Source organism: Sphingomonas sp. HT-1 (assembly GCF_048568905.1).
Classification (GTDB): Bacteria; Pseudomonadota; Alphaproteobacteria; order Sphingomonadales; family Sphingomonadaceae; genus Sphingomonas.
This window is the reverse complement of sequence record NZ_CP183770.1, coordinates 1,021,549-1,035,892: the sequence shown is the minus strand read 5'-3', so window position 1 is coordinate 1,035,892 and position 14,344 is coordinate 1,021,549. Positions and strand designations below refer to the sequence as shown.

Genomic DNA, 14,344 nt, shown 5'->3' with positions numbered 1-14,344 from the left:
GAGTGAGTTTCAGACTTCGTCTGAAGTTTGATCAGCTTTCCACGCTCACGAAGCTGTCCATAACGCGCTTGCGGCCGGCCTGCTCGAAGTCGATCTCCAGCTTATTGCCTTCGATTTCGGCGATCAGGCCGTAGCCGAACTTCTGATGAAAGACGCGCAGGCCGATCTTCAGATCGGTTCTTGGCTTCGCTGCGAAACTCACCGCGGACGCGCGACTTTCCAGCACGCGCGGCTGTTCGCGAGTGAAGCCGCGGGCCGCGACGCTGCCGCCGGGATTCTTCAAGTCGACGCCCGCGGCGCGCTGCCAGCCAGGTCCGCGCCCGGTACCACGCGACACGTCCGCGAACGGATCGCTCCGCTCGCTCCAATTCGCTCGCCACAGGCTTTCGCCGCCGCTCATCGTGCTTTCCGACTCGACATGCTCGGGAGGCAACTCGCCGACGAAGCGGCTGGGCAGGCTTGAGGTCCACTGGCCATAAATGCGCCGATTGGCGGCGTGGAGGATGATTGCGCGCCGCCGTGCGCGCGTGATCGCGACATAGGCCAGGCGGCGCTCTTCCTCCAGGCTCGCCAGCCCGCCCTCGTCCAGCGCGCGCTGCGACGGGAAAATGCCTTCTTCCCATCCGGCGAGGAACACGGTGTCGAATTCCAGGCCCTTGGCGGCATGGATCGTCATGATCGTCACCTTGGGTTCCTCGGCAGCGGCCTCGTTGTCCATCACCAGGCTGACATGCTCAAGGAAAGCGGAAAGGCTTTCATATTCCTCCATCGCCCGCACGAGTTCGTTCAGGTTTTCCAACCGCCCGGCCGCCTCTGCGGTGCGATCCGCCTGCCACATGGCGGTATAGCCGCTCTCGTCCAGGATAATGCGGGCAAGATCCGGATGCTGCAGATCATTGCCCATGCTCCGCCAGCGAGCCATGTCGCCGATGAGGTTGCCGAGCGCGCGGCGCGCCTGCGGCGTCAGTTCATCGGTATCCAGGATGCGTGCGGCAGCCGTGGCGAGCGGCAGGCCCTGGGCACGGGCGAACTGGTGAACTTTGGCGAGCGCCTTGTCGCCCAGACCGCGTTTGGGCACGTTGACGATGCGCTCGAACGCCAGATCGTCCGCGGGCTGGGCGACCACCCGCAGATAGGCGAGCGCATCGCGGATTTCCTGCCGTTCATAGAAGCGGAAGCCGCCGATGATGCGATAGGACATGCCGATCGCGATGAAGCGATCTTCAAACTCGCGCGTCTGGTGCTGCGCGCGCACCAGGATCGCCGTCGCATCAAGGCTGAGGCCGTCGCGCTGCAGTGCTTCGATTTCTTCGCCAACGCGCCGCGCCTCTTCGGGGCCGTCCCAGACGCCGAGCACCTTCACTTTTTCGCCAACGTCGACGTCGGTCCACAGCGTCTTGCCAAGACGCCCGCCATTGTTGGCGATCACGCCCGATGCGGCGCCTAGGATGTGCGGCGTTGAGCGGTAATTCTGCTCCAATTTGATCACCGCTGCACCGGGGAAGTCCTTTTCAAACTTTAGGATATTTTCCACCTGCGCGCCGCGCCAGCTGTAGATCGACTGATCGTCGTCGCCCACGCAGCAAAGGTTCTTCCGCTCCTGTGCGAGCAGCCGGAGCCAGAGATACTGGACGGCGTTGGTGTCCTGATATTCGTCGACCATGATGTAACGGAAGCGCTGCTGATACTGCGCCAGAACCTCACGATCCGTTTTAAGAATAGTCAGCATGTGCAGCAGAAGGTCGCCGAAGTCGCAGGCATTCAGCAGTCGCAGCCGTTCCTGGTACTGGGTGTATAGTGATTGGCCGCGGCCATTGGCATAGGCTTCGGATTCGCCGGCATCGATGTCGGCGGGCACCAGCCCGCGGTTCTTCCACCCGTCGATCAGCCCGGCAAGCTGCCGCGCCGGCCAGCGCTTCTCGTCCAGCTCGTTGGCGACGATCAGCTGCTTCAGCAGTCTAAGCTGGTCGTCCGTGTCCAGAATGGTGAAGTTGCTCTGCAGGCCGACGAGCTCCGCGTGACGGCGCAGCATCTTCGCGCCGATCGCGTGAAACGTGCCTAGCCACGGCATCCCCTCCACGGCCTCGCCTACCAGCCGCCCGACGCGCTCCCGCATTTCACGCGCGGCGCGGTTGGTGAAGGTGACTGCAAGGATCTCCGAGGGATAGGCGCGCCGCGTCCAGAGCAGATGCGCCAGCCGAGCGGTGAGCGCCGCCGTTTTGCCGGTACCGGCGCCGGCCAGCACGAGCACCGGCCCTTCGGTGGTCAGCACGGCCTCGCGCTGTGGTTCGTTGAGCCCATGAAGATAGGGGGCGTCCTGGGGAGTGGTGGGGAGGGACATTGGCGAACAACTAGGGAACGGCGGCGGCCGGGGCAAGCGCGCGCAGTTGCATTCTGCCCGCATCCGGCCGCTGATGGGGTGGATTGCCTCCGTTTCAGCCGAAGCCTATGGGCGACGCGAGACTAACCTATGGCAATTCGCAACCCCTCTCGCCGGCTGAAGATTCGGCTCGCACTTGTGCTGGCGCTCGCGATCGTCGCGGCCGTTGCAGCGTGGCGCATGGACGGCGCGGACCAGCAACCGCGCTGCACCAATGATCGCAGGGAAGAGCGCGACTCCAGCGGCAAGGTTGTGCGCATCGTCCGCACCGCGTGCTTGGACTGAACCGCGCGATGGCTCCGAACCGTCATTCTCCTGTCACACGTTCCCTCCAAAGGCGCTAACATCATGGCGACGCTAGCAATGGAACAGGCTCCGCAGGCGGAAACGCCGCGAAGTCCCCGCTTCGACTATCAGACGCATCCGCTCGCCAAGCTGCTGTTCGCAGCGATCCTGGTCGGCGGCTTTGCCTTCGCTGGCTGGAGCGTGCTGACCGACACGCGCGGGGTGGGCGAAGAACTCGCGATCGGCGCGTTCCTATTCCTCGCGCTGGCGTTGCTGATCGCGCTCGGCTTCGAGTTCGTGAACGGATTCCACGATACCGCTAACGCCGTCGCTACCGTGATCTACACCAATTCGATGCCGGCGCATTTCGCGGTCGTCTGGTCGGGCGTGTTCAATTTCCTGGGCGTGATGGCCTCCAGCGGAGCGGTTGCCTATGCGATCATCACGCTGCTGCCGGTGGATCTGATCTTGAACGTGGGCTCGGCTCCGGGCTTTGCGATGATCTTTGCGCTGCTGCTCGCGGCGGTGCTCTGGAACCTCGGCACCTGGTATGTGGGCCTGCCCAATTCGTCCAGCCACACGCTGATTGGATCGGTGCTGGGCGTCGGGTTCGCCAACCAGCTCATCTCGGCCGGATCGCGGGGCGGCACGGCCGGTGTCGACTGGAGCCAGGCGCAGAAGGTGCTAACCGGCCTGTGGATGGCGCCGCTGATCGGCTTCACCGCTGCGTTGCTGCTGTTGCTGGTCATGCGGCTGCTCATCCGCAACCCGACGCTGTATCGTGCGCCGGGGGACAGCACCCCGCCGCCCAAAGGCATCCGGGCGGTGCTGATCTTCACCTGCACCGCCGTGTCCTTCAGCCACGGATCCAACGACGGTCAGAAGGGCATGGGGCTGATCATGCTGATCCTGATCGGCTGCGCGCCTACCGCCTATGCTCTGAACCGCACACTACCGGCGAGTTCGACGCCCGCCTTCGTCCAGACGGCGAACCAGGCCACGGCCGCGTTCGATGCCCGCAGCGACGGCATCCAGTTGGCGCCGGCGGCCGCGCGGGCGACGCTGACCCAAGCCTTGCAGCTCCGCAAGGCAGAGGAGCCGAAGGTGTTCGCGGCGCTTGAAACGCTGTCGCACCATCTGACGGCGCGAGTTGCCAGCTATGGCTCGCTGCGCGCGGTGCCGGCAGAGGCGACGTCCAACATTCGCAACGACATGTATCTTGTACTCGATACGACTCGGCTGGCCCTGAAGAAGGAAACGGCATTTCAGCCGGCCGAACTGTCGGCGCTCAAAGCCTATCAGAAGAGTCTGGAGGCGGGCACGCGCTTCATCCCGATCTGGGTGAAAATCGTGGTGGCGCTGGCGCTAGGGCTGGGCACGATGATCGGCTGGAAGCGGATCGTCGTCACCGTGGGCGAGAAGATCGGCAAGCAGCACATGACTTATGGCATGGGCGCTTCGGCGGAGATCGTGGCCGCCGGTACGATCCTGGCGGCGGACCATTTCGGCCTCCCGGTATCCACCACGCACATCCTTTCGTCCGGCGTGGCCGGCGCATCGGTGGCGAGCGGGGCCGGACTGCAGGCGCGAACCCTGCGCAACCTGGCGCTGGCGTGGCTGCTCACACTTCCCGCCGCGATGCTTCTCGCCGGTGGGCTATACTGGCTGATGCTCAGTGCCGTGCGGACCTTTGGCCTGCACTGATCAAAGCGGCGGGGGGGCTGTCCCGCCGCTTACCCGTGCAGAAGGTCCTGCAACGCCAAATGCAGGCTGTTGCCCACGCCGCTGGCATCGGCTCGAAGATCTGCCTTCACGTGCTCGACGGGATTGTAGCAGGCGACTAGTCCGCCTGCGAGCAAGGCGAAAAATGTAGCGTAAACCAGTCGTTTCAGCGGCGATTCGCGCATATCCGTCTCCCAATTTCCGGTGCAGCGAGTGCGGGCCTATCGGTACCCTGCCGAAACTTTCCGTCCGCTGAACGACGCTTGACCGACGCGTCGGCTCGGTGGAGGGAAGCGACGGGGAGGAATGCCACATGGCCGATGCCGCAGCGCCAGCGTCCCACCGCCGCATTTTGTTTGCGAGCCTGGTGGGCACGTCGGTTGAGTTCTACGATTTCTACATCTACGCCACGGCGACCGCGCTTGTGTTCGGCCCACTCTTCTTCCCGGCGCAGGAACCCTGGCTGCAGCAGTTCGCCGCCTATGCCAGCTTCAGCGTAGCGTTCTTTGCGCGCCCGCTCGGCGGCCTGGTGTTCGGCCACTTCGGTGATCGACTTGGGCGCAAATCGACTCTTGTCGCTTCGCTGATGCTGATGGGAATCTCCACCGTCCTGATCGGTTGCCTGCCGAGCCATGCGATGATCGGCTGGGTGGCGCCGCTGCTGCTGTGCCTGTTGCGTTTCGGCCAAGGACTGGGTCTGGGCGGCGAATGGGGCGGTGCCAGCCTGCTCGCCGTGGAATATGCGCCCACGGGCTGGGCATATCGCTATGGCAGCTTCCCGCCGCTGGGCGCGCCGGTCGGCTTCATCGCCGCCAACGGCTTGTTCCTGCTGCTTGGCGCGTTCCTGGACGATGCTGCGTTTCGCGACTGGGGCTGGCGCCTGCCGTTCCTTGCCAGCGCCGGGCTGGTCGCGCTGGGTCTTTGGGTGCGCCTGAGCATCGCCGAAACGCCCGCCTTTGCCGAGGCGGCGAAACATGCGCCTCCGCCGCAGGTGCCGCTGGGCGTGCTGGTCCGTTCGCATCTGGGGCCGACCCTAGCTGGCACGCTGGGCACGATCGCCTGCTTCGCCCTATTCTACGTCGCCACGCTGTTCGCCATCGGCTTTGGTACCAAGACGCTAGGCTATCCGCGCGGGGCGTTTCTGGGCGTCGAACTCGGCGCGATCCTGTTCATGGCGCTGGGAATCGGGGCCGCCGGCTGGCTGGCGGACAAGCGCGGGCCGGGACTGGCGCTAGCGCTGGGCTGTATGGCGATGGTGCCGCTGGGCCTGGCAATGCCGGTGCTGCTCGTGCCGGGGGCGCTGGGCGCGGTGTTCGTGTGGCTGGTCGCCGGCCTGTTCGTAATGGGCTTCGTGTACGGACCGCTCGGCGGCTGGCTGCCCAGCCTGTTTCCCGCGCAGGTGCGGTACACCGGCGTTTCGGTGACGTTTAACCTGGGCGGGATCCTTGGCGGCGGCCTGACGCCGCTGATCGCCGAGACCCTGGTCCAGCACAGTGGCATCGGCATGGTCGGCTGGTACCTCGCCGGTGCCGCAGGCGTCAGCCTGATCGGCCTTTGGCTCACGCGGTGCAGCACGCGCTAGGTGTTCAGGCGGGGCGAAGCAGGGTGAGCTTTGCCTTGCCATGCACCCGCTCGACATCAATGACGAAGCCGGCGACCGACACGTCCTCGTTATAGGCGGTCTCGATGCTCACCCAGCTGCCCGGCGCAGTCCAGCCGAGCCGTGCGAGCTTGTCGAGCGCGACGGCGCCGGCGCTGGTGCCATAGGGCGGATCCATCATGATCAGATCCAGCGGCGCGCGCGCGGGCCCAAGCGCGAGTACCGATCCAGGCCGCACATCGGCACCTTTCGCGCCGAGCTTTGCGACATTGGCTTTGAGCACGTCGAGCGCCCCGCGATCCTGCTCAACGAACACGCACGAGCCCGCCCCCCGCGACAGGGCTTCCAAGCCCAATGCCCCCGATCCGGCAAAAAAATCGCCGACCGCCAGGCCCTCGAAGCTGCCAATGCGCGAGGCGAGCATCGAGAACAGGGCCTCGCGCGTGCGATCTGCCGTAGGCCGAGTCGTTTCGCCCTTAGGCGCGAGCAGCGGGCGACCTCGCCATTCACCAGCGATGATCCGCATCAGTTGCGCCCCCGTGGCGGCCTGGCAGGCTTGCCGGGACCGCCCGGACGCGGGCCGCGCGGGTGATCGCCGCCGCCTGGCCGGGGCGGGCGCGGTCCGCCCCGTGGCCGGTCGGCGCTATCACCGCCGGGACGCGTGCGCGGGCCGCTCCGTGGCCGTTCCGGCTCGCCTGATCGAGAGGACGGTGCGCCGCGGCTGCGTTCGCTGCGGTCAGCCCTGGGGCGTCCCGCCTCGTCGTGCCGACGTTCACCGCCGGTCCGCTGCGAGCGGAAGCTGCCCGGCCGCTCTTCGCCCTCGGCCCGAGGATGCGCAGCGCGACGCTCGCCTGCGCCTCCAACGGGGCCACTACGCTGTGGCCGCTCTCCGCGCGGGCGTTCCGTACCTTCTCGAGTGCGGCGATCGTCACGCGTGGCCCAGGGGCGTTCCATGCCTTGCGTCTCGCGCGGCTCGCGATTGTCCCGGAATGCCTTGGCGCGCCCGGCGCGTGCCGGATTGCCAACCCGATCGGCAGTGCCCTCGCGTGCGGAAAGCCGGCCAGGGGTTCGTGCGCCGGGCTTCGCCTTCGCCTCGGGCGTAGCGCGGGGGGTGAAAACGGGTTTCTTTGCGGCCGGTGCCGCGGCCGGTTTTGCGATCCGGCGACGGCCCTCTGGCTCCACCTTACTCGGCTTCTCTACCGGCTCGATCACGCGCTGGCGAACGGCGAATTGGAGGTTCGACGCAGCCTTGCCGCCGCCCGGCTTGGAAAGCACGGTGCGGAAGGTGATCAGATCCGCTTGGCGGATCTCATCGACGTCGCCGGGCGGCAGGTCACCCAGAAAGAAGGGGCCATAGCGAGTGCGGATCAGGCGGCTGACCTGGAGGCCCAGATATTCCAGGACGCGGCGGACTTCGCGGTTCTTGCCCTCCGTCAGCGTCATCTCGATCCAGAGATTTGCTCCGGTTCGCCGTTCGATATTGGCGTTGATAGGGCCATAGCGCACGCCTTCGATCTCGATGCCGAGCATCAGATCCTCAAGCTGCTCCTGGCTCACTTGGCCGTATGCGCGGGCGCGATAGCTGCGTTCCACGCCAGTGGACGGCAGCTCGAGCTCACGCTTCAGCTCACCGTCGGTCGTGAGCAGCAACAGTCCTTCAGTATTGAGATCGAGCCGCCCGACGGGAATCACGCGCGGCAAGCCTTCGGGCATTTGATCGTAGATGGTCGGCCGGCCGGTGAAATCGCGTTCGGCGGTGAGCAGGCCCGCCGCTTTGTGATAGCGGAACAGTCGGGCCGGGGCAGCTTCCGCCACCGGCTGGCCATCGACCGTGACGCCGTGAAGCGAGTTGAGCAGGGTTGCAGGGGTATCGAGAACGGTGCCGTTGAGGGCGACGCGGCCCTCGGCAATCATGCGTTCGATTTCGCGGCGCGAGGCGATGCCGGCGCGGGCGAGAAGCTTGGCGATACGCTGGGACGCGCCCGCCGTTTTCGGGGGAGTGGATACAGACACCGCGGCGATATAGCGATTATGCTTCGCCGAGCAAAAATTTATACGGTGCGCGAAGGTAAGTTGCGCGTTAGGCGCACGGGCAAGACTTTGATTTGGGGCCGGAACGAATGTTGTTCGGGAGGAAAAAGCGGCGGATCGAACACCTGCTCGTGGTGGAGGACGAGCCGTTAGTGGCGTTCGATACCGAGCATTTCCTCCGCGAGTCGGGCTTCACCATCGTCGCCACGGTGGATTCAGTCGTCGACGCGACTCGGATCGTGGAGGCGGGAGCGCCGCTCGATCTGGTGCTTGCAGACATCCGCCTTTCCGATGGAAGCGGCGTGGAGGTGGCACGGGCCGCTTATGCGCGAGGGCTGCCAGTGCTGTTCGTGACCGGCAATTGCCCGGCGGACGCACGGGCGCTTGCCGCCGGCTGTCTGGGCAAACCCTATCCTCAGCGCGATCTGCTAGCGGCGATAGACGCGATCGACTCGGTGTTGAGCGGCGGCGCGGCACCCAAACGACTGCCGCACAGCTTCAGTCTGTTCCTCGATCCGAGCGGTTAGTGGAGGAACAACTCCACGACTACGCCCGCCCACGCGAAGACCGATGCGAGCACGGCCAGCCGCGCGACCGCTTCCGAAGGCGAAGCCGGCTGGGGGCGGGCGATGCTGCGGCTAGTGGAACGGGGCATGGGATACTCCTTTTCTCGATGACCCGACTATAGCGCCGAATTCTGAACGGCAGCCTGCCGGAAAGGGAATACGGCGCTTTTTTCCGACGCGTCGGCGCGAGTGAGCCAGGCTTCGACCACGTCGTGGAAGTGCCGCACCCCTTGTTCGAGACTGCCGAGCGTGACGTGCTCGACCGCGCCTGCGGCGAGGCCCTGCTGGCCGAGTTCGCACGCACGGAAATCCTCGCCCGCGAATACGCCCTCGTCGAGCAAGTGCCAACTTCGCTCCCAATGGTCCCGCGCTTTCTCGCTTGCGGGCGGCGCGGGGATCAGCATGAAGTTCTCAACCAGCACCTGGTCGACCGCCTGCGGCATCAGCACCATCAGGTTTATATAGTCGGGGCTCACCGCCAGCACCGCTCCGGGAAACATCTGATAGGTATAGGTTATCGCCCCTCGCAGTGTAGGCCAGTCCTGCGCCGCGAGTTCGGCAAGGCTCGCGGTTCGGCCGACGGCGGAGCGCTGATGCGGGCCGATCCGATCGGCGGCCGAGACACCGTCGTGGAAGAACCCTGCGATGGTTTCGGCGTGAAGCCGCTGGATATGATAGCTTTCCAGAAACGCATCCATCACCAGCTTCCAGTTGGCGGCCACACGATGCATGCGGCGGCGAAAGCAATACTGGCCGGCAAGGTCGAACGCGGCGAAGTCCTGCGCCAAGGCGTCGGCATGGGCGAAATCCGCCGCAGCGTCGAAGGCGAACCAGATCAGGCCACCTGCTTCGTGCGTGGGCAGCGGGCGCAGCGCATAGTCTGCCCGGTTAAGCTCCGGGAACGCATCGGCGCGCGGCAGACCGGCGAGGCGGCCGTCCAGCGTGTAGCTCCAGGCATGATAGGGACAGACGAGGCGATTCGCCTTTACTGTCTCGCATCCTTCCACCAGTCGGGTGCCGCGATGCTGGCAGACGTTGAGAAACACCCGTGCGACGCCCTGCGCGTCGCGCGTGAGCAGCAGCGGCTTGCCAAACCCGTCGTGCGGGATCGCCGAGCCCGGGTTGGGCAGCAATGCAGATGGCGCCAACACCAGTGGCGCGCGCTGGAAGATGGCGGCCTGTTCCGCCGTGAAGCGCTCAAGGGAGGTGTAGGCGCTGGCCTTCACATGAGTGATCGGCGCGCGATCGGCGTCGACGCCCCTGGTCAGCGCTGCGGCCAGCGCGCGTTGACCTTCGGTAGGTGCGTTCATGGCTATCCTCTCCCGAATTTTCGGCTAGTTTCCTCCCCGAATGGCCAACGAACAAGCACCAAATCTTCGCCCCGGCGGGGGAACGCCGCTGATCCCGCTCGCCCAGCTGATGGTTACCGCCGCGCTGCTCCTGCTGCTGGCGCCCTGGGCATACATGCTGCTGCCCGGCGGCGGTGCCTCGCCAGTGGCCGGCTATGCTTTCGTCGCCGGGTCGAGCAACGGAGCCGCGGCGCTTCCGCCTTCAATGACGTTCATACTCGGCCTGCTCGCAATCGCGCTCGCCTTGGGATTGAGTCTGGCATTGCGCGGTAGAGCGGGCGCGAGCCTGTTGATGGCGGGCAGCGCCGTGGGGGCTGTCGTGCTGGTGCTTGCGACGCTGTTTCCCGTGCTGTCGCCGCCCAAGACGCTCAAGGGCGCGACGCTGTCGCTTGGCTGGGGCGCCGCGGCGGCGCTGGCGGCGTTGATCGCGGCGTTCGTGCTTGCCCGGAAGGCTGCGCCTGCGGACTGGCGCAGCGAACTGCCGGACGGGGTGCAGCCCTATTTCGCAAAGGGCCCGCTGGCATCCTTCGCGCTCGGTGTCTCCTCCGGCTTCCCCTTCGCCATGATCGGCGCGACGCTTACCACGCGGCTGGCGCAGACCGGGATCGACAAGTCTACCGTAACGGCCTTCACGCTCGCCATCCTGGTGTACAACTTCAAGTTCCTATGGGCGTGGATCGTCGATAGTGTGCCGATCCCGTTGCTCGGCCGGCTGGGGCAGCGCGTCTCCTGGCTGATCGTTGCCGGTGCCCTGGTGGTTGCAGCGACAATTAACCTGGCGCTGGTGGTACCGGACCCAGCGAATATCTGGCCCACCGTGACCGCGGCGGTGTTGATGGGCGGGGCGGGCGCCAGTTATGATGTTGTGATCGATGGGTACCGCATCGAAGTGCTGCAGCCGCATGAACTCGGCTACGGATCTGGCATGTCGCAATATGGATGGCGGATCGGATCGGTCGCGGCGGGGGCGATCGCGCTGGTCGTCGCGGGACGCTCAGGGTGGGCGCTCGGCTATGGCGCTTGCGCCGTGTTCGCGCTGCCGGCGATCCTCACCGGCCTGATCGTCGGCGAACCCGAACGCCGCCGCGAGCCGGCCGAACGGCGCAGCATCGCCACCGTCGCCGCTGCGATCTGGAGGCCGTTCGTCCAGTTCTTCGCCCGCGAAGGCGCGCTGATCGTGCTGCTGTTCATCGTGGTGCACAAGATCGGTGACACGCTAGCCAACCTGACCTTCCGCCTGTTGTTCAACGATCTGGGATTCAGCAACGACGAGATCGCCTTTTACGACGTCTCGCTGGGCTTTCTCGCCTATATGCTCGGCATCTTCCTCGGGGGCATGCTCTATGCCCGCATGGGGATGAAGCGATCGGTGATGCTCAGTCTGGTGCTGATGGCGGTTTCGAACCTGAGCTTTGCCGGGCTCGCGGCTGCGGGGCATTCGAATATCGGCATGGCCGCGGCGATCGGTTTCGAGAACATCGCCAGCGGCATCGGCGGTGTCGTGGTGATCGCCTATTTCTCGGCGCTCACCGACCTGCGCTTCACCGCCGCGCAATACGCCCTGATCTCCGCCGGGGCCAGCATCGTCGGCCGGTTCGTCACCGGCACGACGGCGGGCAGCCTGATCAAGGCGATGGGCTATATCGACTTCTACCTGTTCACCACCCTGATCGCGCTGCCCGGCGTTGCGCTCTATTGGTGGATGATGCGCACCGGGCTGGTCGATCGCTCGATCGGGAGCGCGGGGCAGGAGGGCTGAGCGTACGGCTCAGCCCTGCAGCGCAGGCTTCCAGTCCCACCCCAGCGGATCCCCGTCCATCACGTCGATCCCCGCTGCCATCAGCTCGTCGCGTATCCGGTCCGATCGCTGGAAATCCTTCACCACCCGCGCTTCCTTGCGCTCGACCAGCAGGTCGCCAATCTCTTCGGGCGTGATCGTCGCGCCCTTGGGCCGTACGCGCAGTTCCTCGCGCGTCAGATCGGTCAGCCGCAGGCCCAGCACCTTGTCGAACTCGGCCAGCGCGGCCAGCCGATCGGCCGGCGAGGTGCGCTTGTCCGCCAACATTTCGTCAAGCACCGGTAGTGCCTTGGGAGTGTTGAGATCGTCCGAAACCGCCGCGTCCAACCGCTCGAGCCATGCCGCCGGCACCGTTCCCTCGCCGTCGGCCCGTGCCTTCAGCGCCGTCACCGTCATCACCAGCCGCTTCAGGCGCGTGAGTGCCGCCGCCACATTGTCGGCGGAGAACTCCAGCTCGCTGCGATACTGCGCCTGGAGGCACAGCAGGCGGTAGGCGAGGGGATGCACGCCCGCATCGATCAGCGACTGCAACGTGGTGAAGCCGCCCTTCGACTTCGACATCTTCCCACTGCGATCGACGAGGAAGTTGTTGTGCATCCAGAATTTCGCGCCGCTGTCGCCGCAGCCGCAATAGGCCTGGTTCTGCGCGATTTCGTTCGGATGGTGGATCTCGCGATGATCGATGCCGCCAGTGTGGATGTCGAACGGAGCACCCAGGTACTGGATGCTCATCACCGAGCATTCGAGATGCCAGCCCGGCGCACCCCGCCCCCAGGGCGACTCCCACTCCATTTGGCGTTGCTCGCCCGGGGGCGATTTGCGCCAGATCGCAAAATCCTGCGGGTGGCGCTTGCCATCCACCGGGTCGATTCGCCCTTCCGCCGCATCATCGGCCGCGCCCGCGAGGCGGCCATATTCCGGCACGGTCGAGACGTCGAAATAAAGGCCCGACTCCAGCTCGTAGCAATGCTGCGGCGCGATCTTCTCCGCAAAGGCGATCATCTGCTGGATATGATCGGTAGCTACCGACCAGCGCGATGGCTCGTCGATGTTGAGATCGCGGATATTCTGCTTGAACGCCGCGGTGTAATGCGCGGCAATGTCCCAGATGCTCTTGGCCTGGGCGCGCGCGGCCGCTTCCATCTTGTCATCGCCCGCATCGGCATCCGACGTCAGATGGCCGACATCGGTGATGTTGATGACATGGGTGAGCGGATAGCCCTTCCACCGCAGCACCCGGCTCAGCGTGTCGGTGAACACATAAGCGCGCAAATTGCCGAGATGGGCATAGTTGTACACCGTCGGCCCGCACGAATAGACGCGCACGCCCTTTTCAGGATCCAGCGGCCGGAACGGCTCGAGCGAACGGGAAAGCGAGTTGTACAGGGTGAGCGGGGCATCATGCATGCCACTGCCCATAGCGAAAGCTGCGGCCCGAACAAACCGCTGGAATGCTCAGCCGTCGGTAGCTGGGCGTTCGGCGATCGCGGCGTTCACCATCGCGCTCCAGATGTGCGCCGGGTCGGTGCCAGCTGCTTCCCCGGCCCGGATCATCGTGGGCGTGGGCTCGCGCAGGGTGCGCAGGACCGCAAGAGCACGCTCGGTTTCGCGCGGCCAGATCGTGTCGACGACCTCGCTCACCGGTCGACCGAGGTCGCCGGAACCTTCCGCATTTGGGCTGAGCATTTCGGCGGCGATCACGCGCGCAATCCGCTCGATCGGCGTGGTGGAGGCGATACTCGTCATGCGGCCAGCGGGGAGCTGCCATTGGCAGCGCGACTGCTAAGGGCGCTGTGTCCCCCCGAGGCACCGGCGTGCAGCGGCAGCGCGGTGCCGCAATGGGCGCACTCTGCGGTCATCCGCCCTATCATCCAGTGCGACTGGCCGCAGCCTGGGCAAAGATTCGTCTCGCGCGGGCGATAGACCAGGCGAACGCTCTCCAACGCGCGCCGGATACCGAAATCGTGCATGGGCGGAATTCCTCCTGTTGAAAGCGGAACGATGTCGAAACCTTCTGGTTCCGCAACGGCCCCGCGCTGGGATGAACGCGAGCTAACGAGCGCATTCAGGCTCGCAACATCTGAAATATGCGAATCAGGCTTCAGACGGCGGCACAAGCGCCCCGCGAGGAGACGAGAAGATGAAGAAGTTTCTGATCGGCGCCACCATGGTAGCCACGCTGATTTCCGGAACGGTTGCCGCGGTTCCGGCAGCTGCCCAAGATTATGGCTATCGCGACGGCTATAGCCGCTACGACCGTGATTATCGTGGCGATTACCGCGAATATCGGGACGTGCGCGATTATCGTCAGTACCGCGACTATCGTGGCGACGGTCCGCGCTATGCCTATCGCGACCGCAACTATCGCCAGCGCTGCAGCGACGGCACCACCGGCACGATCCTAGGTGCGATCGCCGGCGGCCTGCTCGGCGGCGAAATTGGCCGCGGCAGCTCCTATCGCCGCAGCGGCACCGGTACCATCATCGGTGCAGGCGTTGGCGCGCTGGCCGGACGCGCGGTGGACGGCGGCGATTGCCGCGGCGGCCGCTGATTGCCTGGCCTGACGCAAAGGGCGCTCGCTGCACGGGGCAGCGGGCGCCTTTTCGCATGCTC

The 14,344-nt window shown here is 65.6% G+C and carries 14 protein-coding genes; 6 read left to right on the top strand and 8 right to left on the bottom strand.

The window, feature by feature from the left end; genetic code table 11:
* Nucleotides 1–31: 31 nt before the first annotated feature.
* Nucleotides 32–2,341, bottom strand: coding sequence for an ATP-dependent helicase (locus tag ACNFJ7_RS04940; RefSeq protein WP_019369474.1), 2,310 nt, complete (start codon nucleotides 2,339–2,341; stop codon nucleotides 32–34).
* A 129-nt stretch (nucleotides 2,342–2,470) separates the two neighbouring features.
* On the opposite strand from ACNFJ7_RS04940, the gene ACNFJ7_RS04935 reads away from it, so the two are divergent.
* Together ACNFJ7_RS04935 and ACNFJ7_RS04930 are read left to right on the top strand one after the other, a co-directional pair.
* Nucleotides 2,471–2,665, top strand: a complete 195-nt coding sequence (locus tag ACNFJ7_RS04935) for a hypothetical protein (RefSeq protein WP_019369473.1) — start codon at nucleotides 2,471–2,473, stop codon at nucleotides 2,663–2,665.
* Between the two features lie 63 nt (nucleotides 2,666–2,728).
* Nucleotides 2,729–4,369, top strand: a complete 1,641-nt coding sequence (locus ACNFJ7_RS04930) for an inorganic phosphate transporter (RefSeq protein ID WP_026009136.1) — start codon at nucleotides 2,729–2,731, stop codon at nucleotides 4,367–4,369.
* 29 nt (nucleotides 4,370–4,398) lie between these two features.
* On the opposite strand, the gene ACNFJ7_RS04925 is transcribed toward ACNFJ7_RS04930, so the two are convergent.
* Entirely contained in the window at nucleotides 4,399–4,572 is a 174-nt protein-coding gene (locus ACNFJ7_RS04925) for a hypothetical protein (protein ID WP_019369471.1), read from the bottom strand.
* A gap of 128 nt (nucleotides 4,573–4,700) precedes the next feature.
* Here ACNFJ7_RS04925 and ACNFJ7_RS04920 point away from each other — a divergent pair, with 128 nt between their 5' ends.
* The gene (locus tag ACNFJ7_RS04920) at nucleotides 4,701–5,969 is read left to right on the top strand and encodes an MFS transporter (protein ID WP_019369470.1); all 1,269 of its coding nucleotides are present in this window, start codon (nucleotides 4,701–4,703) and stop codon (nucleotides 5,967–5,969) included.
* 4 nt (nucleotides 5,970–5,973) lie between these two features.
* Here the strand turns inward: ACNFJ7_RS04920 and rsmD are convergent, their stop codons facing one another.
* A complete protein-coding gene (rsmD, locus tag ACNFJ7_RS04915) occupies nucleotides 5,974–6,513 on the bottom strand; it encodes a 16S rRNA (guanine(966)-N(2))-methyltransferase RsmD (RefSeq protein ID WP_019369469.1) in 540 nt (179 codons plus the stop codon).
* Nucleotides 6,513–8,000 carry a pseudouridine synthase gene (locus ACNFJ7_RS04910; RefSeq protein WP_019369468.1) on the bottom strand — a complete coding sequence of 496 codons (1,488 nt, stop codon included), beginning with the start codon at nucleotides 7,998–8,000 and terminating at the stop codon, nucleotides 6,513–6,515. The genes rsmD and ACNFJ7_RS04910 overlap by 1 nt, the downstream gene beginning before the upstream one ends.
* A 107-nt stretch (nucleotides 8,001–8,107) precedes the next feature.
* On the opposite strand from ACNFJ7_RS04910, the gene ACNFJ7_RS04905 reads away from it, so the two are divergent.
* Complete coding sequence (locus tag ACNFJ7_RS04905) at nucleotides 8,108–8,545, top strand: response regulator (protein WP_019369467.1); 438 nt, start codon at nucleotides 8,108–8,110, stop codon at nucleotides 8,543–8,545.
* Here ACNFJ7_RS04905 and ACNFJ7_RS04900 read toward each other — a convergent pair.
* A complete protein-coding gene (locus ACNFJ7_RS04900; protein ID WP_269083837.1) occupies nucleotides 8,542–8,673 on the bottom strand; it encodes a hypothetical protein in 132 nt (43 codons plus the stop codon). The genes ACNFJ7_RS04905 and ACNFJ7_RS04900 overlap by 4 nt on opposite strands.
* Before the next feature lie 27 nt (nucleotides 8,674–8,700).
* Nucleotides 8,701–9,894 (bottom strand): aromatic ring-hydroxylating oxygenase subunit alpha, encoded by a 1,194-nt coding sequence (locus tag ACNFJ7_RS04895; RefSeq protein WP_019369466.1) that lies wholly within the window; start codon nucleotides 9,892–9,894, stop codon nucleotides 8,701–8,703.
* A 475-nt stretch (nucleotides 9,895–10,369) separates the two neighbouring features.
* Here ACNFJ7_RS04895 and ACNFJ7_RS04890 point away from each other — a divergent pair, with 475 nt between their 5' ends.
* Complete coding sequence (locus tag ACNFJ7_RS04890) at nucleotides 10,370–11,692, top strand: MFS transporter (RefSeq protein ID WP_050990163.1); 1,323 nt, start codon at nucleotides 10,370–10,372, stop codon at nucleotides 11,690–11,692.
* 9 nt (nucleotides 11,693–11,701) lie between these two features.
* On the opposite strand, the gene cysS is transcribed toward ACNFJ7_RS04890, so the two are convergent.
* Together cysS and ACNFJ7_RS04880 are read right to left on the bottom strand one after the other, a co-directional pair.
* Nucleotides 11,702–13,138 carry a cysteine--tRNA ligase gene (gene cysS, locus ACNFJ7_RS04885; RefSeq protein WP_152997789.1) on the bottom strand — a complete coding sequence of 479 codons (1,437 nt, stop codon included), beginning with the start codon at nucleotides 13,136–13,138 and terminating at the stop codon, nucleotides 11,702–11,704.
* Nucleotides 13,139–13,186: 48 nt separating this feature from the next.
* Entirely contained in the window at nucleotides 13,187–13,477 is a 291-nt protein-coding gene (locus tag ACNFJ7_RS04880) for a hypothetical protein (protein ID WP_019369463.1), read from the bottom strand.
* A 394-nt stretch (nucleotides 13,478–13,871) separates the two neighbouring features.
* Between ACNFJ7_RS04880 and ACNFJ7_RS04875 the strand changes: the two genes are divergently transcribed.
* On the top strand, nucleotides 13,872–14,282 hold the full coding sequence (locus ACNFJ7_RS04875) for a glycine zipper 2TM domain-containing protein (protein WP_019369462.1): 411 nt from the start codon (nucleotides 13,872–13,874) through the stop codon (nucleotides 14,280–14,282).
* Nucleotides 14,283–14,344: the final 62 nt, after the last annotated feature.